Origin of the sequence: Neobacillus vireti, from assembly GCF_036962465.1 — a bacterium.
Taxonomy (GTDB): domain Bacteria; phylum Bacillota; class Bacilli; order Bacillales; family Cytobacillaceae; genus Neobacillus; species Neobacillus vireti_B.
This window is the reverse complement of sequence record NZ_JBALNF010000007.1, coordinates 54,296-77,705: the sequence shown is the minus strand read 5'-3', so window position 1 is coordinate 77,705 and position 23,410 is coordinate 54,296. Positions and strand designations below refer to the sequence as shown.

At 40.5% G+C, this 23,410-nt stretch carries 23 protein-coding genes; 7 read left to right on the top strand and 16 right to left on the bottom strand.

What is annotated here, in order from left to right; translation table 11 throughout:
* Nucleotides 1-34: 34 nt before the first annotated feature.
* From V7077_RS02990 to V7077_RS02970, 5 genes are all read right to left on the bottom strand, one after another.
* Nucleotides 35-1,495, bottom strand: a complete 1,461-nt coding sequence (locus V7077_RS02990) for a PAS domain-containing sensor histidine kinase (RefSeq protein ID WP_335498359.1) — start codon at nucleotides 1,493-1,495, stop codon at nucleotides 35-37.
* 194 nt (nucleotides 1,496-1,689) lie between these two features.
* On the bottom strand, nucleotides 1,690-2,640 hold the full coding sequence (locus V7077_RS02985; protein ID WP_335498358.1) for a siderophore ABC transporter substrate-binding protein: 951 nt from the start codon (nucleotides 2,638-2,640) through the stop codon (nucleotides 1,690-1,692).
* A 207-nt stretch (nucleotides 2,641-2,847) separates the two neighbouring features.
* Nucleotides 2,848-3,609, bottom strand: coding sequence for an iron ABC transporter ATP-binding protein (locus V7077_RS02980; RefSeq protein WP_335498357.1), 762 nt, complete (start codon nucleotides 3,607-3,609; stop codon nucleotides 2,848-2,850).
* On the bottom strand, nucleotides 3,606-4,559 hold the full coding sequence (locus tag V7077_RS02975; RefSeq protein ID WP_335498356.1) for an iron chelate uptake ABC transporter family permease subunit: 954 nt from the start codon (nucleotides 4,557-4,559) through the stop codon (nucleotides 3,606-3,608). Before V7077_RS02975 ends, V7077_RS02980 begins: the two co-directional genes overlap by 4 nt.
* Nucleotides 4,552-5,502, bottom strand: a complete 951-nt coding sequence (locus V7077_RS02970; RefSeq protein WP_335498355.1) for an ABC transporter permease — start codon at nucleotides 5,500-5,502, stop codon at nucleotides 4,552-4,554. The genes V7077_RS02975 and V7077_RS02970 overlap by 8 nt, the downstream gene beginning before the upstream one ends.
* A gap of 219 nt (nucleotides 5,503-5,721) precedes the next feature.
* Between V7077_RS02970 and V7077_RS02965 the strand changes: the two genes are divergently transcribed.
* Nucleotides 5,722-6,201 carry a hypothetical protein gene (locus V7077_RS02965; protein WP_335498354.1) on the top strand — a complete coding sequence of 160 codons (480 nt, stop codon included), beginning with the start codon at nucleotides 5,722-5,724 and terminating at the stop codon, nucleotides 6,199-6,201.
* A gap of 112 nt (nucleotides 6,202-6,313) precedes the next feature.
* Here V7077_RS02965 and V7077_RS02960 read toward each other — a convergent pair whose 3' ends face one another.
* The 8 genes from V7077_RS02960 to V7077_RS02925 form a co-directional block, all read right to left on the bottom strand.
* The gene (locus tag V7077_RS02960) at nucleotides 6,314-7,330 is read right to left on the bottom strand and encodes a DUF418 domain-containing protein (protein WP_335498353.1); all 1,017 of its coding nucleotides are present in this window, start codon (nucleotides 7,328-7,330) and stop codon (nucleotides 6,314-6,316) included.
* Between the two features lie 70 nt (nucleotides 7,331-7,400).
* On the bottom strand, nucleotides 7,401-8,003 hold the full coding sequence (locus V7077_RS02955; RefSeq protein ID WP_335498352.1) for a class I SAM-dependent methyltransferase: 603 nt from the start codon (nucleotides 8,001-8,003) through the stop codon (nucleotides 7,401-7,403).
* 101 nt (nucleotides 8,004-8,104) lie between these two features.
* Nucleotides 8,105-9,550, bottom strand: a complete 1,446-nt coding sequence (gene nagE / locus V7077_RS02950; protein WP_335498351.1) for an N-acetylglucosamine-specific PTS transporter subunit IIBC — start codon at nucleotides 9,548-9,550, stop codon at nucleotides 8,105-8,107.
* 255 nt (nucleotides 9,551-9,805) lie between these two features.
* Nucleotides 9,806-10,717 (bottom strand): Gfo/Idh/MocA family protein, encoded by a 912-nt coding sequence (locus tag V7077_RS02945; RefSeq protein WP_335498350.1) that lies wholly within the window; start codon nucleotides 10,715-10,717, stop codon nucleotides 9,806-9,808.
* Between the two features lie 87 nt (nucleotides 10,718-10,804).
* On the bottom strand, nucleotides 10,805-11,554 hold the full coding sequence (locus V7077_RS02940) for a sulfite exporter TauE/SafE family protein (protein WP_335498349.1): 750 nt from the start codon (nucleotides 11,552-11,554) through the stop codon (nucleotides 10,805-10,807).
* A 136-nt stretch (nucleotides 11,555-11,690) separates the two neighbouring features.
* The gene (locus tag V7077_RS02935; RefSeq protein WP_335498348.1) at nucleotides 11,691-12,452 is read right to left on the bottom strand and encodes a TerC family protein; all 762 of its coding nucleotides are present in this window, start codon (nucleotides 12,450-12,452) and stop codon (nucleotides 11,691-11,693) included.
* 195 nt (nucleotides 12,453-12,647) lie between these two features.
* Nucleotides 12,648-13,760, bottom strand: coding sequence for a tubulin-like doman-containing protein (locus V7077_RS02930; RefSeq protein WP_335498347.1), 1,113 nt, complete (start codon nucleotides 13,758-13,760; stop codon nucleotides 12,648-12,650).
* 319 nt (nucleotides 13,761-14,079) lie between these two features.
* Nucleotides 14,080-15,276 (bottom strand): MFS transporter, encoded by a 1,197-nt coding sequence (locus V7077_RS02925; protein ID WP_335498346.1) that lies wholly within the window; start codon nucleotides 15,274-15,276, stop codon nucleotides 14,080-14,082.
* A 211-nt stretch (nucleotides 15,277-15,487) separates the two neighbouring features.
* On the opposite strand from V7077_RS02925, the gene dltX reads away from it, so the two are divergent.
* Genes dltX through dltD form a run of 5 tightly spaced genes read left to right on the top strand, consistent with a single transcriptional unit; the run spans nucleotide 15,488 to nucleotide 19,765 of the window.
* On the top strand, nucleotides 15,488-15,637 hold the full coding sequence (gene dltX / locus V7077_RS02920; protein WP_335498345.1) for a teichoic acid D-Ala incorporation-associated protein DltX: 150 nt from the start codon (nucleotides 15,488-15,490) through the stop codon (nucleotides 15,635-15,637).
* Between the two features lie 18 nt (nucleotides 15,638-15,655).
* Entirely contained in the window at nucleotides 15,656-17,164 is a 1,509-nt protein-coding gene (dltA, locus tag V7077_RS02915) for a D-alanine--poly(phosphoribitol) ligase subunit DltA (protein WP_335498344.1), read from the top strand.
* Complete coding sequence (dltB, locus tag V7077_RS02910) at nucleotides 17,161-18,327, top strand: D-alanyl-lipoteichoic acid biosynthesis protein DltB (protein ID WP_335498343.1); 1,167 nt, start codon at nucleotides 17,161-17,163, stop codon at nucleotides 18,325-18,327. The genes dltA and dltB overlap by 4 nt, the downstream gene beginning before the upstream one ends.
* Before the next feature lie 5 nt (nucleotides 18,328-18,332).
* Entirely contained in the window at nucleotides 18,333-18,569 is a 237-nt protein-coding gene (dltC, locus tag V7077_RS02905) for a D-alanine--poly(phosphoribitol) ligase subunit 2 (protein WP_335498342.1), read from the top strand.
* Complete coding sequence (dltD, locus tag V7077_RS02900; RefSeq protein WP_335498341.1) at nucleotides 18,566-19,765, top strand: D-alanyl-lipoteichoic acid biosynthesis protein DltD; 1,200 nt, start codon at nucleotides 18,566-18,568, stop codon at nucleotides 19,763-19,765. The genes dltC and dltD overlap by 4 nt, the downstream gene beginning before the upstream one ends.
* Before the next feature lie 115 nt (nucleotides 19,766-19,880).
* Here the strand turns inward: dltD and V7077_RS02895 are convergent, their stop codons facing one another.
* The gene (locus V7077_RS02895; protein ID WP_335498340.1) at nucleotides 19,881-20,732 is read right to left on the bottom strand and encodes a helix-turn-helix transcriptional regulator; all 852 of its coding nucleotides are present in this window, start codon (nucleotides 20,730-20,732) and stop codon (nucleotides 19,881-19,883) included.
* A 106-nt stretch (nucleotides 20,733-20,838) separates the two neighbouring features.
* Here V7077_RS02895 and fabF point away from each other — a divergent pair, with 106 nt between their 5' ends.
* The gene (gene fabF, locus V7077_RS02890; RefSeq protein ID WP_335498339.1) at nucleotides 20,839-22,074 is read left to right on the top strand and encodes a beta-ketoacyl-ACP synthase II; all 1,236 of its coding nucleotides are present in this window, start codon (nucleotides 20,839-20,841) and stop codon (nucleotides 22,072-22,074) included.
* Between the two features lie 111 nt (nucleotides 22,075-22,185).
* On the opposite strand, the gene V7077_RS02885 is transcribed toward fabF, so the two are convergent.
* Together V7077_RS02885 and V7077_RS02880 are read right to left on the bottom strand one after the other, a co-directional pair.
* Entirely contained in the window at nucleotides 22,186-22,893 is a 708-nt protein-coding gene (locus tag V7077_RS02885) for a M48 family metallopeptidase (RefSeq protein ID WP_335498338.1), read from the bottom strand.
* A gap of 18 nt (nucleotides 22,894-22,911) precedes the next feature.
* Entirely contained in the window at nucleotides 22,912-23,406 is a 495-nt protein-coding gene (locus V7077_RS02880) for a DUF1456 family protein (RefSeq protein WP_335498337.1), read from the bottom strand.
* Between the last annotated feature and the right edge of the window lie 4 nt (nucleotides 23,407-23,410).

The window sequence follows — 23,410 nt, the reverse complement described above, 5'->3', positions numbered from 1 at the left end:
AGACACCTGAGTGAGCATGGTGTTGACGCCTTTTTTATACATATCCTAATTCAACCGTAATCGTCGTGCCTCTGCCTAACTCACTTTCAATTTTCATCGTGCCATTATGTTCTTGAATGATTTTGTTACTAACCGTTAAACCAAGTCCAATCCCCTTATCCTTGGTGGTATAAAACGGTGTCCCTAAATAATCCATGAGATGATTGTCAATTCCTGTGCCTTCATCTGTAATTCGAATCAAAACCTGGCTGCCTTCAGCTTTTTGTACATCAATATGAACTTGACCGCCAGATGGCATCGCTTCAATCGCATTTTTTAAAAAATTAACAAAAACCTGTTTTAACTGATTTCTGTTCCCAAGTAAATCGATATCATCCGTTATGAAGTGGTTAATAATTTGCACATTATGTAATAAGGCTTGCGGATGAAGAATGTTAACGGTGCTATCAAGAATAGCGCTTAAACTTTCCCGTTTAAATTGAATGGCTTGCGGCTTTGCCAGCGACATAAATTCATTGACAATCATATCAATTCGGTCAAGTTCATTCATGATAATTGATAAATAGTCGTCTTGTTTTTGTTTATCAATGGTACTCTTCAATAGCTTTGAAAAACCTTTTAGGGATGTTAAAGGGTTTCGGATTTCATGAGCAACTCCGGCAGCTAGTTGACCAATAATCGAGAGCCGGTCTAAATTACGAAGGGCATCATCATTTTTGATTCTGTCAGTAATGTCACGAGCCACGGTAACATAAGACTCTATTTCATTTTCCTCGTTATAAATTGGCGAAATGGTAATCTCCGTATCAATATAGCTGTTATCACTTGTTCTCATTTTAACTTGAAACAGCTGGGGTTCACCTGTTCTCATAAGTTTCTCATAGACTTGGTCTAAACACTCTTTGTCTTCTGGCAGAATCAGACTGTAAACATCTTTGCCAATTAGTTCATTCGTAGGGAAGCCCAGCCATTTTTCGTGAGACGGAGAAGCATAAATTATTTTTTTATCATTAGTATAAAGTTTAATCATATCAGTGGTATTTTCTGTAATCAATCGGTATAGCTCACGGGTCCGCTTTAATTCTCGTTCAATGGTTAAATGCTTGGTAATATCACGATAGATCCCAATGATGGCGATAATTTCCCTTACTGAGTTGCGTAAAGGGGAAAAAGACACGGCTATATCAAGCAGGCTTCCATCTTTATGTAAACATTGAGTCACTAGATCGTGGAAAAACTCCCCTTGTTTTACCGCCTTGATGACCTCTATCGCTAAATCAGACTGATCGATTTCCTCGAAGCTCCGTCCAGCCAACTCTGTTTCGGTATATCCTAAAATTTTCGTATACATATCATTCACGCGAATAAACCGATTTTCCATGTTCAATATACATATACCATCGGCCGTACTATTAAGAAAAAGGTCGATTAAATCATCAGGATTAATCGTATCTGAATAATTCGGTTCGCCAAAAATAGGGAAACTCTTAGCCATGCATATCTCTCCCATACACATAATCTCTCAAACTTCATTTTACAGAACTTTTCGATAAAAAAAAGGGGTAATTTTATGGTGTCAGGCACCACAAAAGAACATTTCTTTTGTTTTGTCCGTCTCTGGCGGACATCGACAGAAAAACGCTTGGCTTTTGTCGATAGCCAAGCGTTGGTTTTCTCTGTTATTCTCTTTTAAAGGGCTGCTTCTATCTCTGCAGTCATACCTTTCATGGATTGCAAACCGCCGCCGCTTAGATACCAAGAGTCTGCATCTAAGTAGATTATCTTGTCCTCTTGATAGGCCGAAGTTTTTTTAACTAGTTCATTTTCTACGATCTCTTTGGCCCCGATTTCCCCGCCTACCGCTGTGGCTCGGTCAATCACAAACAAAACGTCCGGATTTTTCTCCTTAATGTATTCAAACGAAATGCTTTGTCCGTGGGTGGAGACTTCAATATTCTGATCAGCCGCTCCAAAGCCAAATACATCATGAATCAAACCAAAGCGGGAGCTTGGGCCATAGGCGCTCACTTTTCCTTCGTTTGCCAGAACAACCAGTCCCTTTTCGTTAAGAGTGGCTGCCTTTTTATTCACCTCGTTCACCCTTGCCTGAATCGCTTTTAATTCGCGGTTTACTTGATCTTCTTTCCCGAAAATCTCACCGATTAAATTCATATTTTTCGTAAAGGAATCCATGTAGTTGGTATAGTCCATTCCTACATAAACCGTAGGGGCGATTTCAGCAAACTGATCGTATAATTCCGCTTGGCGGCCTGAGATAAAGATGACATCAGGCTTTAAGGCATGAATCGCTTCAAAGTCCGGCTCCTTCAAGCTGCCGACATTCGTATATTTCTTATCACTGTATTTTTTTAGATAGGAAGGAATTGTTACTTGGGGAACACCGGTCACTTCGATCCCTAACTCATCTAAGGTATCCAGTACACCAAAGTCAAACACAACCACCTTCTTCGGGTTCTTTTCAACCACTGCTTCCCCATACTGGTGTTTAATGGTCATTTTCTCGTCTGATTGTTCGTTAGAGGATGCCGGCTTAGAAGCCTCCTCCTCTTTTGTCCCGCCGCAAGCGGCTAACACCAAAATTACCGTAAAAATAAACCCTAGTAAACTCCACTTTCTCATACTTTTATCCCCTTTTTATGAATTGGCTGTGTTAATCTTGAATGTTGATTTCCGCTCCAGGCGGCTTCGCTTTCCGCGGGCGTGCCGGGGAGCCTCCTCGGCGCACTTGCGCCTGTGGGGTCTCCCCTGCCCCGTACTCCCGCAGGAGTCTTCGCCGCCTTCCGCTCCAATCAACAGGCTAAAAATCAACAATACTTTTAACACAGCCTATGAATTAAAATAAACGCAAATCCGGCAATTGTTCACCTCTTGAATCGGTATATCCATATCATAAATCTCATTTAAGGCCTCCGATTGGATAATCTCCTCAGTCGGGCCGTTTTTGACCACCTTCCCTTCCTTCATTGCGACAATCCAGTCCGAATAAACAGAGGCAAAATTAATATCATGAAGGACAATCACAACCGTTTTACCAAGTTCATCTACTAGGCGTCGCAGTATTTTCATAATCTGAACAGAATGCTTCATATCCAAATTGTTCAGCGGCTCATCCAGCAATATGTACTGAGTATCCTGAGCGATCACCATTGCAATAAAGGCGCGCTGCCGCTGTCCTCCTGATAATTCATCCAAAAAGCAATCCTGCAATTCCGTCAAATGCATGTATGCTAAGGATTGCTCGACCATCCGCTCATCCTCTTCGGTAAGCCGCCCTTTGGAGTATGGGAATCGTCCAAACGAGACCAGTTCGCGAATCGTGAGTCGGACATTCATAAAATTCGATTGTTTTAATATTGACACCGATTTGGCAAAATCATTGGACTTCATCATCCGGACATTGGACTGATTGACAAGCACTTCACCTGTATCTGCATGGACCAGCCGGCTAACCATGGAAAGAAGTGTTGATTTTCCGGCACCATTCGGTCCAATAAAGGAGGTTATTTTTCCAGGCTGGATATCAACGGTCACGTCTTCAACTACTGCTTTCTTACCGTAAAACTTCGATAACGATTTTACTTGAATCATGCTGCCTTCCTCTCCTTTACTAGTAGATAGATAAAGTAAATCCCGCCGATAAAGTTAATGATGACGCTGAGTGTGGTTGAAAAAGTAAAAATCCGTTCGACCACCCATTGTCCACCAACAAGGGCGATGACACTCATGACAATTGCCCCACTAATGAGAACCTTATGTTGATAGGTTTTAAAAAGCTGATAGGAAAGGTTCGCTACAATTAAGCCAAAAAAGGTAATCGGTCCAACAAGTGCGGTTGAAATAGAAATAAAGATCGCTACGATAATCAGCATTTTTCGCACAATCGAGTCGTAGGGAACGCCTAGATTAATCGCCCACTCCCTTCCCAATGATAAAACATCGAGATATTTCATATAACGCCAGGCATAAATGATGACGATAAAAACCAGCGCCAGTCCGAGCCAGACCAAATCCGAATTAATATTGTTAAAACTTGCAAACATCCGGTCTTGAACTATCTGAAACTCATTTGGATCGATCAGCACTTGAAAGAAAGTAGATATACTTGAGAAAAAGGTGCCGACAATAATTCCAACGAGCAGTAAAAAGTAAATCGACTGACTGCCGTGTTTAAAAAGAAATCGGTATAGAACAAGAGCAAACATAATCATGACCACAATCGAGATTAAGAAGTTAACCTGTTTATTGACAACTGCCAGATGGTCAGAACCAAGAAAGAAAATGATGACGGTTTGCAAAAGCAAATAGAGGGCATCAAGCCCCATTATGCTCGGGGTGAGGATTCGATTATGGGTTATCGTTTGAAAAACGACCGTCGCATAAGCAATCGTAAATCCTGTAATGATCATGGCGATGACCTTAACTGCCCTTTTGGGAAATGCATAATCAAAGCTGCCATTAAGATCGTGAAATAAGTAAATCCCGCAGCACAAAAGTGCGGCTAGTACTAAGCCTCCCATTTTTAGCCACTGTTTACGCATAAGCCCTCCTCCTGAATAGAAGATAGAGGAAGATTCCGCTGCCTATGACTCCAACCATCAGGCTAATGGAAATCTCGTATGGATAAATGATGAGTCTCCCTAGAATATCGCAAACTAGTAAAAAGCTTGCTCCGAGTAAAGCCGTATGCGGCAGTGTCTTTTGCAGGTGGTCGCCTTTAAAAATGGAGATGATATTCGGAATAATTAAACCGAGAAACGGAATCATTCCGACTGTCAGGACGACAGTGACCGTTATCAGAGCAACAAGCACTAGTCCAATATTGACTATTCTCCGATAGGCAAGACCTAAATTTTTTGAAAAATCTTCCCCCATTCCGGCAACATTAAATCGGTTGGCATAGAAATAGGCAATAATTAAAATCGGAATACTTATGTATAGGAGCTCATAGCGCCCTTTCATCACCATAGAAAAATCACCTTGAAGCCAGGCGGACATATTTTGAATCACATCTGCCCTGTAAGCAAAGAACGTCGTGACCGAAGATAATATGTTACCAAACATTAAGCCTACTAGCGGGATAAAAATGGCATCCTTCAACTTAATCCGGTCCAATATTTGCATGAATAAAAACGTTCCCGTAAGTGCAAACACTAGGGCAACAAGCATTTTTTGCATCATCGAGGCATTTGCAAATAGGAGCATTGATACCAATATTCCCAGACGAGTGGCATCCAGTGTTCCGGCTGTTGTGGGTGAGACAAATTTATTACCGCTCAGCTGCTGCATAATGAGTCCTGCAATGCTCATACCTGCTCCGGCAAGAATGATGGCGACAAGCCGCGGTACCCTGCTGATCAGAAATACTTGCGTTTCTTCAGATTGGAAGTTTAGGAGATCACTAAGTGATATACTGCTAACTCCCACAAACAATGAGACTCCTGACAATATAGCTAACACCAATAATAGATATCGTTTCTTCATCATTGTCTCCATAGATTTATTTTTTAAATGATATTGAAAATCATTATCACTTACACTTAGTATAAACAATTGGCAAAAATGGTGTCAATAAGTAATTGAGAATTTTTATCAATTAAATTCATTGGTTTGTTTATCGTTGTTAAGAAGGATGATTTTTTTCACCCTCTAACATATTGGACTTCCAGCACCTCATAAATTGAGGATTAGGAGGTGATCGCAGTGAAAAAAGGACTTTTAGCGATTGTTTTTCCGATCCTTTTGCTGTTGTCAGGCTGCTTTAATGACCCTGTTCAAGATGATTTGTTGAATTACGTGAATAAGGAAATGAAATCAGCAGGGAAATTAGAGGCGGCAGCAATTTCTGCTTACGAAGGTGTGTCTGGAGCAAATTATCAGGATGACCAGACGATGTACGAGGCGTTAACGAAAGAAGTTATCCCAAATTATAATGAATTTATTAAAGAATTGGATTCTGTCAAGATAGAAACAGATGAGTTAAGGAAGATTCACGAGATTTATATTGAAGGGGCTGATATACAATTTAAGGCATTTGTTACGATTAAACAGGCCTTAGAGGAACAGGATCCGGCGTTAATCCAGAAGGCAAATGATATGCTGGCCGATGCGAGAGAGCATATACGGGATTATAAGTCGAAGTTAAACAAACTCGCAAAAGAACATAAGGTCAATTTAACTTAATTAAGATGTTTACAAAACGAGCAAAGTGCCGGACTACATTCCATGTTAGTGCCTGGCACTTTGTTTGCACTATGAATACCACCTTCCGTACGTACGGAAGGCTGATGCCCGGCTAGGATCTTTTTCGCATCGGCGGTAACTCTAGATAGGTCAGTGCTCTCCAAACCCATTCTAATGGGCCAAATTTGAAATAGCGAAGCCAAAGTGTACTATAGATTAATTGAATGACATATATAGCTAAGCAAATATATAAGGTTTGAAAATAGCTGATATGGCCTTGCAGCTGCAGCACCTTTCCTGCCACCAAAATCAAAACCGTTTGTATTAAATAATTGGTTAATGCCATCCTGCCATAATTTTTTAGAGGAGCAAGAAGTTTACGAAAAAAGGGTAATTGAATCAACATGATTATACAGCACACATAAAAGGCAGAAACCACAGGACCAATCGTAATCCCAATACGAATAAATGGAGGCAGTGGGACAGAAGTTGCTTCATCCGCAGTGCTGCCGATAAAGTTGGGAGCGAATTGGTATTGTAAAGTTAGCCCGCCAAGGCCCAGAACCAGCATGATAACGGTAAAAACAGCTATTGCTTTTAGGTGGTGGGAGATTCTTTCAAACACGTGATATTGCCCCACAGCGATCCCCAACAACATGAACGGAATAATCATAAATATTTTTGCCCCAAAGATAGCTAGGACCACTAACATGATGGTGCCAAATAAGAGATTAACGCTTCTGTTTACTTTGTAAAATGGGAGGAGAATCAGACCTGAGACAGCATAGAGCGTTAATGCCTCTCCAGGATGAAACTGCATATGTACTACTCCAAATAGGAATAATACCATCATTCTCCGTACAAACAAGACTTGTCCTTTTTTTCCTTTTTTATTGGCACGATTGATGAAAAGATAGAAGCCAACACCAAACAAGAAGGTGAAAATCGTATAAAATCGGCCTTCTATAAATAAATACAAAAACTTCCAATAGGCAGCATCAATGGTACCTGCTGCCGGGGTTTTGGCTGCCAATAATGGCCCAATATTAACCAAAATAATCCCCAGTAATGCAAAACCACGCAAATAATCTAACACATCAATCCGCTCATTTTCCCCTATTGCACTCATAGCAAACTCCTAATCGCTTACTTTTACCTCTAACTAATGGTGCCTGTCACCATTTTTACTATAAACTTGCTCACAGTGTTAGTTTATAGATGATAAACCGTTCATTTGGGTTATGTTCGTACACATATGGTAATGTAACTTCTTTTTTCTGTTCGAAAGCGGTGTCCTGTTCTAAGAAATAGATATAATCCTCGGATGGATAGTATAAAACCAATTCGACTTCCCTTGGATGATCCTCCAAGGATCGCAGAATGTTGTTAACCACTCTCCGAAACACTTGAATCGAAAACGGATTAAAGAAATAAAAACGATTATCGAAAGGGTTGATTTGATATTCCTCTGCCAGACTGCAAACAAATTGGATTTTACCTTTGCCATTCTTTTTCACATACCGCTGTTGGTTTAATAGCGCCTCATGATAAAGAGCTTCATTCATCTCTACTCCGACCACTGTTACATCAAAGAAGTAATGAAGGTAAAAATTCAGCCTGCCCTTTCCGGACCCAAAGTCCACAATATAATCGTCGTGATTGATTTCATAATGACGGAACAACTCTTCGAGCGCGCTGTATGGAGTCGGTTCGTAACGATGATAATGCAAGGACTTGTTAAATCCCTGCTGGTCACCGCGGGTCTTAATGTTAAGTAATTTATCATAATAATATTCTTTCATCAGAGGCTCCTATAATCTCAATTCTACTTCTTTTATTTTAACAAACAGAAACATAAAAAACCGCCTAGATGATAACGAATCTAAGCGGTTCCTATTATCTTTTATTTCCCTTTACGCAGCTTATGAACCTCATCGGCTACAAATTGAACATTGGTCCCAATTATGACTTGGATACTTTGCGGACCAACAATGTTAATTCCCGGTACACCCGTCGATTTAATTTTCTTCTGATCGACTTTACTCATATCCTTCACTTCTAAACGCAAGCGGGTGACACAGTTATCCACCGAAACAACATTCTCATCGCCACCCAAGCCTTCATAAATGACCGCAGCCATCGATGCAAACCTGGTTTCGCCCGCTGCCTCCTCTGCTACAGCCTCATCATCGTCCTCTTCGCGGCCTGGAGTCATTAAATTAAATTTCACGATAATATAACGGAATAAGAAGTAGTAAATAACGGCAAAAACGAAGCCTTGAACAATTAACATATATGGCTTATTGGCAATGGGAATTTTAAAACTTAGCACAAAATCCACAAGCCCGGCACTAAATCCAAAGCCAGCTGTCCAATGGAACGCTGCTGCAATTGCCAAGGATAGGCCTGTTAAGATGGCATGCACCAAATAAAGCATTGGAGCTAAAAACATGAACGCAAACTCAATCGGCTCCGTTACACCGGTAAAGAACGAGGCAAAGCCAGCAGCTAACATTAACGAAGCAACTTGCTTCCTCTTCTTAGTTTTAGCGGTATGAACCATGGCCAAAGCAGCAGCAGGCAGCCCGAACATCATGATAGGGAAGAAACCTGCTTGGTACATTCCCGTAACACCCTTTACACCTTTACTTGCCCAGAAGTTCGTAATATCACTGATTCCCGCCACATCAAACCAGAACACCGAGTTTAAGGCATGGTGTAATCCTGTTGGAATTAATAAACGGTTGAAGAAACCATAAAGACCCGCACCCACAGCCCCTAAATCACTGATTGTTTTACCAAATGTAACCAAGGCAGTATAAATGATTGGCCAGATAAAGAATAGTACCCCGGAAACCACCAGCATCGAAACGGCTGTCATAATTGGCACTAACCGTTTACCGCTGAAGAATGCAAAGGCATCGGGTAATTTAACATGGCTATAACGATTGTACATAATCGAAGCAACAATACCGGAAATGATTCCAACAAAAGCATTTTTAATTTTTATAAAAGAGGGGTCAACCTTTGAAGGGTCTACTCTTTCTAGTAATGCCACTGCATCTGTTGAAAGCAGTGTGGTCACAACTAAGAAAGCAACTAACCCGCTCAATGCTGCCGAACCATCTTTCTCTTTCGACATCCCAAGGGCGACACCGACTGCAAACAGAATCGGTATATTATCGATTATCGAACTCCCTGCCTTAATTAAAAAGGCAGCAAGCGGACTGTCTGCCCCCCAGCCAGTTGGATCAATCCAATACCCAATACCCATTAAAATCGCTGCTGCCGGAAGGACTGCAACCGGCAGCATCAAAGAACTTCCTACTCGTTGGAGATATTTTTTCACTTTTTTTACCCCCTATTCTGATTATCTTCGCTGCTGCAACTATCAAAAACAAAACGAATGAATAATGACTAAAATCTATAAAGATAGCTGCTCCTTTTCTAATAACCACCTCCTTTAGGACCTTACCCCCATTAATAGTTTACTATCGGGTATTAACTCCTATTACTGATATTAGGACAAAAAATAAAAAAGCATGAAGAGGCAATAAAAGAGCCTAAGCGGCCTTTCATTGTACCTTCATGCCTAAAAAGTGTATCAATAATTCCTTCTTAACTGGGAAAGTATTCTTTCACAGATTTCATGTGTTTCTAACGCATCGCTTGCCGATATGCTTACCTTTGCCCCCGTGGTAACTGCCATTATAAAATCAGCAACCATCTGCTCGAAACCACGCTTCTTAAGAGTCGACTCCCAGTCATTGCCCCGTACTTCGATTGTCTCCATTCCTTTTGAAACCACCAATTTTGAGATATTATAAACACTGCGTTTCTCCAGAGGCCCCATTACCTCGGCAATCTCTTCATTTGTGCCATTGTCCCGGTTCATGATTCCAATCGCTGATGCTCCGCCCGATCTAAACTGAACAATCACATGGTAAAGGGTAGCCTCTGCCATTCTGCCATTAACAATTACCTCTTCAATCGGATGCGGAAATAAATATCTCATGGTATCAATAACATGGATGAAATCGTCATAGATAAAGGTCCTCGGCTCCCCTGGAAGGGCCTTACGGTGCTTCTGAACCATAACCATATTTGGATTTGCTACTTGTTTTAGCTGCTGGTAGGAGGGTGCGAATCTTCGATTGAACCCTGTCGTTAAAATAAGCTCCTTCTTTTCAGCTAATTCAACCAGTCTTGCAGCACTTTTAAAATGGTCTGTGATCGGCTTATCGACAAACACATGGATGTTGTGTTGAAGTAATAGCTCCACGATTTCCTCGTGAGAAGCAGTCGAGGAATGGACAAATGCCCCAGCTATCCCGCTGTCTAGCAAAGATTCTAGTGAAGAGTGAAGATGCTCAAACCGATATTGGCTGCCAATGGACTTTAGCTTTTCCTGATTACGTGTAAAGAGGTGAAATTCTTGATCCTTCAATTTGCTGTAGACCGGCAGATATGCTTTTTGCGCAATATCTCCGAGCCCAATCACACCGAATTTAGCCATAATGTCTCTCCTAAAAAGTTTGTTAGTATTTTTAGTATATCAATTATAGATAAAAGGACTAAGAATTGCCTTAGTCCTTTATTTTTGTTAAATTAATAATTTTATTGCTGATACCGCCGTAACCACGATGATGATGATTCGAAAAGGTTTTTCATTAATTTTTTTAATGATGTAGGCCCCGAGAATCGCACCGATTGCAATGGCTGGTATCAATATCACAGCCAATAAAAGTGTTTTCAAATGGATGTTATGCCAAGCCAAAATTTGCATCGGTACCTTTGATACATTGACGAGGAAGAAAAACCAAGCAGTTGTGCCCAGAAATTCTGCTTTTTTAAACCCTTTTGCTAATAAAAAAACACTGAAGATTGGTCCTGCCGCATTACCAATCATTGAGGCAAAGCCGCTAAGAATTCCCGTTAAGGCATAAAACCATTTCCCTTTGGGGACTTTAGCTTCTTCACCCTTTTTCTCCATATAAATCAAGATAAACAAGCAAACGATTACACAAATAGAAATAATCATCTTAAATTGTTCGTCATTCGTATATTCACCAACGAACAGGCCTACTAATAGCCCCGCAGCCACCCATGGAATTAATTGCTTAATATTTTTCCAGTCGGCATGACGATTATAATAATAAATGGCAAAAAGATCAGCCATAATTAACAGGGGTAAGATGGTTCCAGTCGACTCTTTCCCTCCAAAAATCAAGGCAATAATTGGGATAACCGGCATTGAAAAGCCGTTAATGCCCGTTTTTGAAAAACCTATTAAAATAGCTGCAACAATTAACCATATCCACTCTGATATGTTCAAATGAAATAAACTTAACATTTTATTATCTCCTATTAATCTAGCATCTACGATGTCCATGGTGCATAAAAAAAGCAGAAGAACCATTGGTGTATTCTTCTGCTTCTCTATTTATATTGAGTTTTGCTTCCCATAATGTCAATAGCGGCCAAGCGTTTTAATGTGATAATTTTTCCGTTCTGTTTTTCCGGATACCATGCACAATAAACGTAATCACAAAGGCTACCACCATTACGATGATAAAAATTTCATTCGGTATTTCAATATCAACAAGGGTAAGCCCCATTTTAACGGCAATAAACAAAATTAAGAAATACGCTGTCGTCTCAAGCTCTGGCACCCTGTTCATTAAACTGATAAAGAAGGTGGCTACCCCCCGCATTAGAAGGATCCCTATCATACCGCCAAGTAAGACAACCCAAACTTCATCGGAAACGGCAAGTGCAGTCAGGATACTATCCACGGAAAAGGCTAAGTCCATTAGTTCGACACTAATTACCGTTGCCCAAAAAACACCAAACGTTTGGGTAAGCCAGCCCTTCGGCTCCCGCACATCTTCCTCGTCTTCCCCTTCTTTACTTTTCAGCTTGTCCATAAAGAACTTAACGGAAAGCCATAGTAAATAGAGCGCCCCAATTAACTTAATAAACCATAGTTTAATTAAAAAAGTTCCTAGTCCGATAAAAACAAACCGGAATAAATAAGCTCCCCATAGCCCGTAAACCAAGGCCTTCTTTTGTTGCTGCTTTGGCAATGGTTTCACAAATGCTGATAAAACCAAAGCATTATCAGCCGATAAGATACATTCCAACACCGCTAAAGATACAATTAATCCCCACGCCTTTGGTGAGGTCAATACATCTGCCCACATATGCCAATTTAGCATCGAGGCAAAGTTTGATACCACTTCTTCCCACATCGTTCATTTCTCCTTTTTCCCCAAAAACAGCAGCTGTTTCTTAACACGTTGCCTGGATTTATTTTAGCGTATAAATTGCTTTATCTTCTAGTTTTTCGCTTAACTACACACTTTCCCCATTAATTATACCCTAAAAATGGGGGCATTACCCATTAGAAAAGGGCCTGCCTCGGAGAAAGAGACTGACCCTTCATTTTACCTTTGATATTTAGATAATTTGGATGTAAGGTTCCCTGCTTTCCTCTCCTGCGGCCGTGCTTTTAAGTTTGAGGCCCAAGAAACCTGCGATTCATAATGCTGGGAATATTCCTTATTCACCAAGTGCTGCAGCCGGTCTTTATTTTTTTCAAGAAGATCTTCAAGAGCCTTCATACGGCGGGCCGGAAATGCTAACCCTGCCAAAATGGTTGTTATGGTCGGGTCTGATTCCGAAATATAGGTCCCTTCAAATAACTCAAGTGGTTCTCCAACCCTCTCAAAGATCGATGGAACATTGATTAGCTTCGCCATACTTTCAGGACCTTCATAAATTAATCCAGCCCTGATGACGCCTGTAGATTCAACCGGGCAGAAAATCGAGTTTACCCACGATTGCTGAATTTTACTGGAGACATCAGCGGTTGTCTTAGCATCCGTGATGGTGGTTGACGAGATGATCGTTACTCCTCTGGTTCCGAGGATATTCATTAAATCCGTTTCATCAAAGTTCCCAAAAAAGGAGCTCTTTCTTGTTACTTGCAGCACATTATTTATGGCGTCAATGACTTGATGATTAGAAGAAAGGTAGATCTGATGTTTACTTGATTGAGGATTGATTTTCCGTAATTGGTCATTATCAACAAGGAATACGGAGGATAAAGACTCAATTCTGGAAATCTCCTCGAGACAGGCTGCTGCATTGATTCGATTTCCTGCCAATGCATTCCGGTCCGGGACAACTGCGATCGCACCAATGTTGACCCCTGGCAGCTGGTCTAATAAGATATCCATTAGGAGCGGGCTCATTCCTGACCCTGTCCCCCCGTCTGTAGAGAAGGCTACTAATAACAGTTTAATATTCTTGAAGGACTTTTTGATAAAGTCGATTAATTCCCGGTAATTCTCATTCACTGCTTTTAACCCAATTGACCGATCCTGACCGGCCCCGCTGTACCCTGGGACAAAGTATTTCTTTTCGACCCTTGTATTGACGGTACCGTCTCTTTGATTTGTATTGATCAGGGCGGCTTGGAAGCCCATAGAGGCAGCAATTTCTGCAATATTTCCGCCTGCCTGGCCGATACCCAAAATCCCAATAGATTTCACCATTTTCGATTTCCCCTCCCTTTCTTTTAAAATAATACTCATATTTTTAAAAATTAGACTTTACCATTTTTAAAAAGCCTCAAAATCGTTTCGTTTCAAAGTTAAAAAAGTGGCTGACCCAAAAGGTTGTTAAGGTATAATTTTTTCACACTCTGTTGATTGGAGTGGAAGGCGCGGAGACTCCTGCGGGAGGCTCCCCGTACCGTCCGCGAACCGCTCGCGCCTGAAGCGGAAATCAACAGACTAGTTTATGTATAAAAAAGTGGGTGCCCCCAAAATATAATTTTGGGACACCCACTTTTAAATGAATTTAGAAAAACACTTAATTTGTTGCCTGCAATGGTTTTATGGAAGAGAGTTTAAGTGATAATGGAAAGGCGAGCAGAAGTAAACAAACAATAAAACCGATAACCCCTTCCCAGCCAAATTTGGACCAGAAAAATCCCCCCGCAGTACCGGCAATGCTCGAACCAGAGTAGTAGAAAAATAAATAAAGCGATGAGGCTTGAGCTTTAGCTTCGCGCGCCCGTCTGCCAACCCAGCTTGAGGCAATGGAATGTGCCCCAAAAAAGCCAAACGTAAAGACCGCAATCCCGATTATTTTAAACAATAATAGTGCAAACAGAGTCAATAATGCTCCGGTAACCATAATCACTAGACCGATCCATAATACTTTCTGTCGTCCTAAGGTATCAGAAAGACGCCCCATCCATGTTGAACTAAACGTTCCAGTTAGATAGACGATAAAAATCCAGCCCACAATAGTTTGGCTTAAGTGATAAGGAGGTGCCAGCAGTTCAAAGCCGATATAATTATACAAAGTCACAAAGCTTCCCATTAAAATAAAGGCAATGCAAAATAAACACAAAAGAGCTGGATCCTTTAAATGTCCAACTAGGGATTTGCTTAATGCTTTTAACTCTAAAGGCTTAGGTGTAAAGTGGCGGGAGTTTGGAAGATGAAACCAAAACCATATGCTTAGGATTAAACTGATGAATCCAATACTCCCCATGGCAATGCGCCAAGAGAACAGATCTGTAATGGATCCGGTGATAATTCTGCCAGCCATTCCGCCAATAGAATTTCCACTGATATAGATGCCCATCGCAATTCCAAGACTCCTAGGTTCAACCTCTTCACCAAGGTAGGCCATTGCAATTGCTGGAAGTCCGGCGAGCACCATTCCTTGCAGAACACGAAATCCAAGCAGCGAACTAAAAGTCGGACTAAAGGCAGTAAATATTACGATCAATGAAGATAGAAGTAACGAAGCCGACATAATCGGTTTACGTCCCCACGCCTCGGATAATGAACTAATAAATAACATTGAAATGGCAAGTGTAAACGTGGTTACCGATAATGTCAGACTCCCCGTCGCCGCTGTGACATTAAATTCTTTTGTAAAGATTGGCAGTAAAGGCTGGACATCATATAGAATCGAAAAGGTAATAAACCCTCCGGCAAAGAGGGCAAAATTGGCCTTTCGAAACGCAGTTGTTCCTTGTTGCAGCTTCTCCAACGATAAAACCTTCTTCCTTTCTTTTTTCCCAACTCCAATTTACTCCTCTACCACACAAAATTCAAAAACTTGGTGTCAGGCACCACTGTCTTCGGCAGTCGGAAGAAATAAATTAAAAATTAATTTCCTTTTCATTAAATTTTAATGCAAAGAGTTTGAATGCGAATTATGATATTAATGTTAAAAAGAGAATTACTGTGGGGGAAGCAATATGCTGCAAAAAATAAAAGGTTTCCTTAACCAAGAGAAAGTGAGATGGACCAGCAAGTTTGTCTATTACCTGCTCATTCTTCTTTTACTGTTTTTTATGTACGGATTTAATGACGCAAGTGCAGGTTCGTATATTTACAATGATTTTTAATTTCGGGGGGATTTTAAAATGGAATTATTACAAGCCATTCATAACAAGGCTAGGTTACAACCAGATAAATTGGTCTTTATCTCTCCAGCTAAACAGATTACTTACGGTGAACTTTGGCAAAAGTCCGACCAAGTTGCCGCTTTCATTCTAGCACAGAACCTAAAGAAGCAATCACCTATTTTAATTTACGGGCATATGGAGCCGGAAATGCTGATCTCCTTTCTGGGCAGTGTAAAAGCTGGTCATCCCTATATACCTGTAGATACATCCATTCCACTCGAACGTGTTGAAAAAATAATAACGAATTCTAATACGGAATTATTGATAAATGTATCGGGTCTTCCCCTTCCGATAGACCATTCATCAATTAGAATGGTGAACTTGGAAGAAATGTCGAAGCAGGAGTCTAGAACAATTGATTCATCAAACTGGGTAAAAGGCCATGATAATTTTTATATAATTTATACATCAGGGAGCACAGGGAATCCAAAAGGTGTCCAAATATCTGCTGCCAATCTGCAAAGCTTTGTGGATTGGATGGTAGAAGATTTCCCTATTAAAGGAGGGCTGCGCTTTTTAAACCAAGCTCCGTTTTCCTTTGATCTTTCAGTCATGAACCTTTACCCTTGTTTAGTAAGTGGTGGTACCTTAATTGCGATGACAAAGGAAATGGTCGCTAAGCCAAAACACTTATTTGAAGGATTAGAAAAATCCGAAACACAAGTATGGACCTCTACACCATCGTTTGTACAGATGTGTTTAATGGACCCATCATTTAAAAGCCAACTGCTTCCGAAATTATCAGTCTTCCTCTTCTGCGGCGAAATTCTTCCTGTTTCAGTCTGCAGGCAGCTGCGGGAACGTTTTCCTGAAGCAACGATTTTTAATACGTATGGTCCGACGGAAGCAACTGTCGCAGTCACCTTTTTAGAAATAACAGATGAAGTACTAGAGGAATATCAAACTCTTCCGATAGGCGCCCCAAAATCGGATACGCAAATCATCCTACTAGATGAAGAGAATGAACCTGTATCTGAAGGGGAAAAAGGAGAAATGATCATTGTTGGGCCGAGTGTTAGTAAAGGCTATTTAGGACAGCCAGAACTAACAAACAAAGCCTTTTTTACCTATAATGGACAGCAGGCTTATAGAACAGGTGATGCCGGCCTCAATCAGAATGGTTTACTTTTTTATAAAGGACGATTAGACTTCCAAATTAAATTACATGGATATCGGATGGAACTCGAAGAAATCGAATATCATATTGCCAAATCAAAATATGTGAAATCTGCCGTTGTTGTTCCCATCTATCAAGATGATAAAATTGAATACCTTTCCGTCTTGATCATTCCGGCGGAACATCCTTTTGAAAAAGACTATCAGCTCACTGGTGCGATAAAAAAAGAACTAGGGTTAGTGCTGCCAGCCTATATGATTCCACGGAAGTTTTCTTATCATAAGGAACTGCCCATTACTCCGAATGGAAAAGTAGACCGTAAGCAAATTCGCGAACAGGTATTACTATGATTCCATATAGTTCTTTTACATTCTTTTTCATCCTAGTGATTTTATTAGCACCAACAGTGATTTTGGGCTTACAGGGCAAGAGATTTCAAACCTATAACATGGTGGTCACAGTCATCGTCTTAGCCATAATTTTTGCAGCTAAGCCGGCAAGTGCTCTTGCATTGATTCTGTTTACCATCTGGCAGGTTCTATTAATTGAAGGATATATAGTCTATAGAAAAGAGGCAAATAGCGGCTGGATTTTTTCATTAGCAGTGATGGCATCGATTCTTCCATTAGCAATCTATAAATTACTTCCTTATTTTTCAGAGCCCAATTGGATGTCCTTTTTGGGGATTTCCTATTTAACCTTTAAGGGAACCCAATTGATTATGGAGACAAGGGACGGATTAATCAAACAAAGGCTTCCCCTTGCTCGTTTGCTGTATTTCATCTTGTTTTTTCCGACCATTTCATCCGGTCCGATCGACCGCTACCGCCGGTTTGATAAAGATTTAAAAGCAGAACTAACGGGCGAACAGTATAAGCAGCTTTTATATGACGGAATCAACAAGATATTCCAGGGCTTTTTATACAAATATATCATCGGCTATTCTATTAATCATTTTTTCATTGCAAACTTAAGATTTATAGCGACCAGTCATTTTCAAAGCCAGCTCTTTTATATGTATGGGTATAGCTTTTATTTATTTTTTGATTTCGCTGGCTACAGTGCCTTTGCGATTGGTATCAGCTATATTATGGGAATCAAATCACCAGAAAACTTCAACTTGCCGTTTATCAGCCGCAATATAAAAGATTTCTGGAATCGCTGGCATATGAGCCTTTCCTTCTGGTTTCGTGATTATGTCTACATGCGGTTTGTTTTTTGGATGACGAAAAAGAAGTGGACTAAGAACAGAAACATCATCTCCAACCTCGGTTATGTTTTATTATTTCTGTTAATGGGTGTTTGGCATGGCCTGGAAATTCAATATATTCTCTATGGAATTTATCATGCCCTTCTGATGGTCGGCTACAATACCTTCGAGCAGTTTAATAAAAAGCATAAATGGTGGCCGCAAACTAGATTCACGCGGATCATTAGTATTGTGATTACCTTCCACTTTGTTTGCTTTGGATTTTATATATTTTCAGGACATTTTATTCAAAAAGGAGTATGATTTCGATGGAATTTAAAGATCAAGTGATCGAGTTACTAACAGAAATTTGTCAAGATGAGATTGTAAAAGAGAATCCCGATATCCAGTTATTTGATGAGGCACTATTAGACTCATTCGGAACAGTGGAGCTGTTGGTTCAAGTTGAAGAGCGCTTTGGAATCCTTGTCCCGATTACTGAATTTGACCGGGACACTTGGAATACTCCCAATAACATTGCCATTCAGTTGGCTGATTTAAGATGAAGAAGCCAGTTTTCATCCCGCTTTTTCTAGCTTTCTTGGTTTTGTTTATCCTGGTAATCATTCCAGATCGCTGGATTGAAAGCCTGATTCCAAAAAACCGAATTAGCCAGGCGGCAACGGAATTAAATCCCGTCATGTTTCAAGGAAAGTATATACAGCAAAAAATGCTCGAGGACGGCCGTTACCTGCCAATCTATGGTTCTTCGGAACTAGCAAGGCTGGATCGATTTCATCCGTCTAATTACTTTCAAGAAGTCCATGAAAGCTTCACGCCATTTCTCGTTGGCCGAGGCGGAACCGAATCACTGATTCATTTTTTAAATTTTTCCGAACATATGGATCAGCTAAGAGGCAAGAAAATTGTATTTGTGTTATCGCCTCAATGGTTTAATCCACAGGGAGCAGATGAATCACATTTTGTACCCAATTATTCTTCCTTGCAGGGGTATGATTTTGCTTTTAATAAACAGGTTGATCCTGAGGTGAAGAAAAAGGCAATTAAGCGTCTTTTAACCTACTCGTCGGTGAAAAATGACCCCATTCTCTCAACTCTATATAAAGCTGAGATCACCAATGATCCGTGGATAAAACGGGAAGCAAGCGCACTCCGCCCCGCCGCGGTTATCTACCGGCATCTACTAGCCAAAAAGGACTTATATTACTCGTTGGCAGGCTGGTTCTCCCGTCATCGCGACCTAACCCCAAAGGTCAGAAATAAATCGTGGGACCAATTGGCGCAAGAAGCAGAACAATATGGGGCAAAGCGGGCAACGAACAATCATTTTTATATCAGTAACTCGCAATATAATAAGATTAAAGGTTTCCTGCCGTCTTTAAAAAACAAAGACATGAAGCGTTCCTACGCTGAATCAAAAGAATACGGAGACTTTCAGCTTGTTCTCGATGTTTTAAAGCAATCGGGTGCAAAAGCTTTGTTTATCTCTGTTCCGGTCAATGGGCATTACTATGATTATACTGGGTTCCCTAAAGAAGGCCGTGCTGCCTATTATTCTAGAATTAAACAGCAAATTGAAGCGAATGGGTTCCAAGTTGCCGATTTTTCTGATCACGAATATGATCCTTATTTCATGAAGGATACCATTCATATAGGCTGGAAGGGCTGGGTTTATACAGACCGGGCCATTAAGCAGTTTTATGAGGGCAACGATCAAGACTTTGCGATGGTGAATCACTAAAACAAAACCCATTCTTATAAAATTTGAAGAAGGCAGCTCCCCGTAAATCGGTAAGCTGCCTTCTTTTATTACGATCTTCACGATAGCTTCTACATAACCGTGTGCGAGTTGTTGTCTATTTAGGATTATTTTCATTTTTAATTAACCGCTTTAACTTAGATTCTGTTCCGGTATCTTCAGCTGGTGTATAGACACTGCATCTTAGGTCATTATTTCCCTGTACTTGTAAAGAAGTTAAATTAAAAATCATTTTTCCTGCTTTAGCATGACGAAATTCAATTTGCATTTCCGGAGCTGAACTCACTTCACCTTCATGCCATAATAGGCGAAAATCCGGATAAGCCTGTTCCAATTCCTCAATAAATTGTTTATACCATTGGTCTGCTACATATTGCCCGTAATAGGTGCGAAAAATAGCGAGAAACCCTTTCACAAAATGCTCCCAATTAACAGCTAGACTTCGAAATTCCTTTCTTGAAAACAATAATTGAATGAGATTCCTTTCCTCAATTGGAATCTGGTCAAAATCTAGAAAAACATTGGCAGCGGCCATATTCCATCCGACAATAAACAAGCGTCGATCAGTAATAATCGTTGGGCAGTACTGAAGTTCCTGGAGAATTCTTTTTAGGGATGGACTAATTTCCGTTTCCTCTTTATTGGAGGAGACAGAATCTACTCCCTCTTCCAAGGCCAAAGCATATAAATACTTTTTTTCATCTTTATTTAATTGCAATGCATCTGAAATAGCATCTAAAACTGAAGTTGATACTTTAATTTCCCTTCCCTGCTCTAACCATGTATACCAAGTTGTACTTACACCAGCTAATTGAGCAACTTCCTCTCTTCTGAGCCCTGGTGTCCTCCTTCGTGTACCAGCTGGAAGGCCGACCATTTGAGGATTCAATTTGAAACGCTTGGCTTTTAAAAACTCAGATAATGCTTGCAGTCTAGTTTCGGGATTCATATAGCTTCCTCCTATCATGGTATTCATTATACTATGATAAACAACAACTTGTAATAGGATAAAAATAAGTTAAAATGAAATAAAAATGAAGGCAGGAGGAATCACGATGAAAAGAGTAGTTATAACGGGCATGGGAATTATCTCACCTCTTGGCAATGATCTGAATACATTTTGGGGTAATTTAGTGGAAGGAAAATCAGGAATTTCTACTATTGATACCTTTGATGTAACTAATTCCAAAACGAAGATAGCTGGTGTTGTTCGTAACTTAGATCCAGAAGGACGGTGGGGGCAAAAGGAAGCCAGACGATTGGATCGCTTTGTCCAGTTCGCTTTAGCCGCAGCCGAGCAAGCACTGGAAACTTCTCAATTACAACTCGAAAAGATGGATCGTGAACGTCTTGGCGTCTATGTTGGTTCCGGAATTGGAGGAATCCAAACCTTTGTTGATAATGTTAATCTGCTAAATGATCGAGGTCCTGGAAGAGTAAGTCCTAATTTAGTTCCGATGATGATTTCCAACGCCGCAGCAGCTCAAATCAGTATTAAATTTGGTGCACATGGTCCATCATTATCACCAGTAACCGCATGTTCAATTGGTAATACAGCGATTGGTGAAGCCTTTAATACCATTCGCTATGGTGATGCAGATGTTATTTTTGCGGGTGGAACGGAAGCAGCCATCACCAATTTATCCCTAGCAAGTTTCGGTAATGCAAAAGCATTATCCACTAGAAATGAGGAACCAGAACTGGCAAGCAGACCATTTGATGCGAATAGAGATGGTTTTGTCATGAGTGAAGGTGCCGGAATTTTAGTGTTAGAATCATTCGAACATGCCGTTCAACGAAACGCACCAATCTTTTGTGAAGTAATCGGGTATGGTGCCAGTTCTGATGCCCATCATATGGTGGCCACACACCCTGAAGGAAAAGGTGCCTATCTAGCGATGCGTAATGCCTTACTAAAAGCAAATCTATCGATTGATGAAATCGATGTAATCAGTGCCCATGCAACGAGTACACAGGTGGGTGACCTTTCAGAGACTATGGCTATAAAGAGGCTGTTTGGAGATTATGCCTATAAAATACCGGTTACCGCCAATAAATCGATGCTTGGTCATATGCTTGGTGCTGCCGGTGGTGCGGAGGCAATTGCTCTCGTGAAAAGCCTCCAGCAAGGAATCGTGCCTCCAACGATCAATCTAGAAAATCGAGATCCAGCTTGTGATTTAGATTATGTTGCAGAGGGGGCTAGGAGATTACCAGTGTCTATTGGTATATCGAATTCATTTGGCTTTGGAGGTCATAATTCTGCCATTGTATTGAAAAAATATCAATAAGCACGTGTTATAAAGCTGCCATTCACATATGTAAAAAAGAGCCTGTTTTTGAGTGCAGGCTCTTTTTGGTTATTTTTTAAAAGCAAATGATACTGGCACTGGTATTAAGAGCTAAACCGTCATTTTCCAATTTGAAACTGACAGCCAGTTTTCCTTTTCCTTATAATCAGGCATGATTTTCCCAACCAGGCGCCAAAAGGAGCGGTCGTGATTCAGATGGACCATATGGCACATTTCATGAACAACTACATAATCGATCACCTCAAGCGGTGCCATGGCCAGCCTCCAATTGAAGGTTAACTGTTGCCTTGAATCACAGGTTCCCCATGTCGTTTTACTATCCGTAATCCGTATAGAGCGCGGTTTTGTTTTAAAGTGACTTTGATAGGAATTGATACTCTTCTCGACTAAAGCTTTACACTGCTTATAATAGAAGCGTTTTAGAGCTTGCTTTAAGTGCTCATTTTCCATCTTCTTCACATAGATTCGTAACTTCTCTCCTTCAAACACCACATAATCCTGCGCGATCTGATTGTTTTCATGGATTTCAACAGGATAATTGTTCCCTAAATAAAGAAAACTCTCCCCGTGCTCATAGAGCTTTTTCTGTGGACCCTCGAGCCTATCCTGCATTTCTTTCAGTTTTTGCTGAATTAGCTCCCATTTTTCCTCTAATAATCGAAGAACTCTTTCATCAGGTATCCCTTTCGGAGCCTGGACTTCCAAGTTTCCATAGCTATCTATCGTAATCCCGATCGAAGTTCTGTTTTTGTACTTGATTTCAAAACGAATCGTCTTCCCTAAGTAGGTATGTATCATCTCATCACCTATCGTTCGTTATCCCCTGTACTTAAGCGCTAATCCTTTTAAGAAATTCCGAGCAAATTTATCGCCGCATTCTTTATAATTCTTATGCCCTTCTTTTCTTAATAAAGCACCGAGTTCCCCTTTTGATACCCTGATACCTGCCATTTCAAATATTTCGAGCATATCGTCTGTTGTTAATGCTAAAGCAATTTTAACTTTTTTTAACAGAAGATTATTTACGTTTGCACTTTTGGTTGAAACCGGTTCGGGTGTAGTAGAAGCTCCTGGTTTGGATTCTTGTCTTCCTCTTTTAAAAATAATCAGGCCATTTAAAAAGGAATCGAACATATTGTTATTACATTTGATTTGATTGTCCTCTTCATATTCATCATCTGACTTCGTTAGGATCTGGATCACTTCAGGGACAGTTACTTCCTCACCGCCAAGTTTAAAAATCTCGGCCATTTCTTTATTTTTTATTTCTAGTGCATATCTCAAACGAATTAATAGATCGTTATTGTCCATCAAT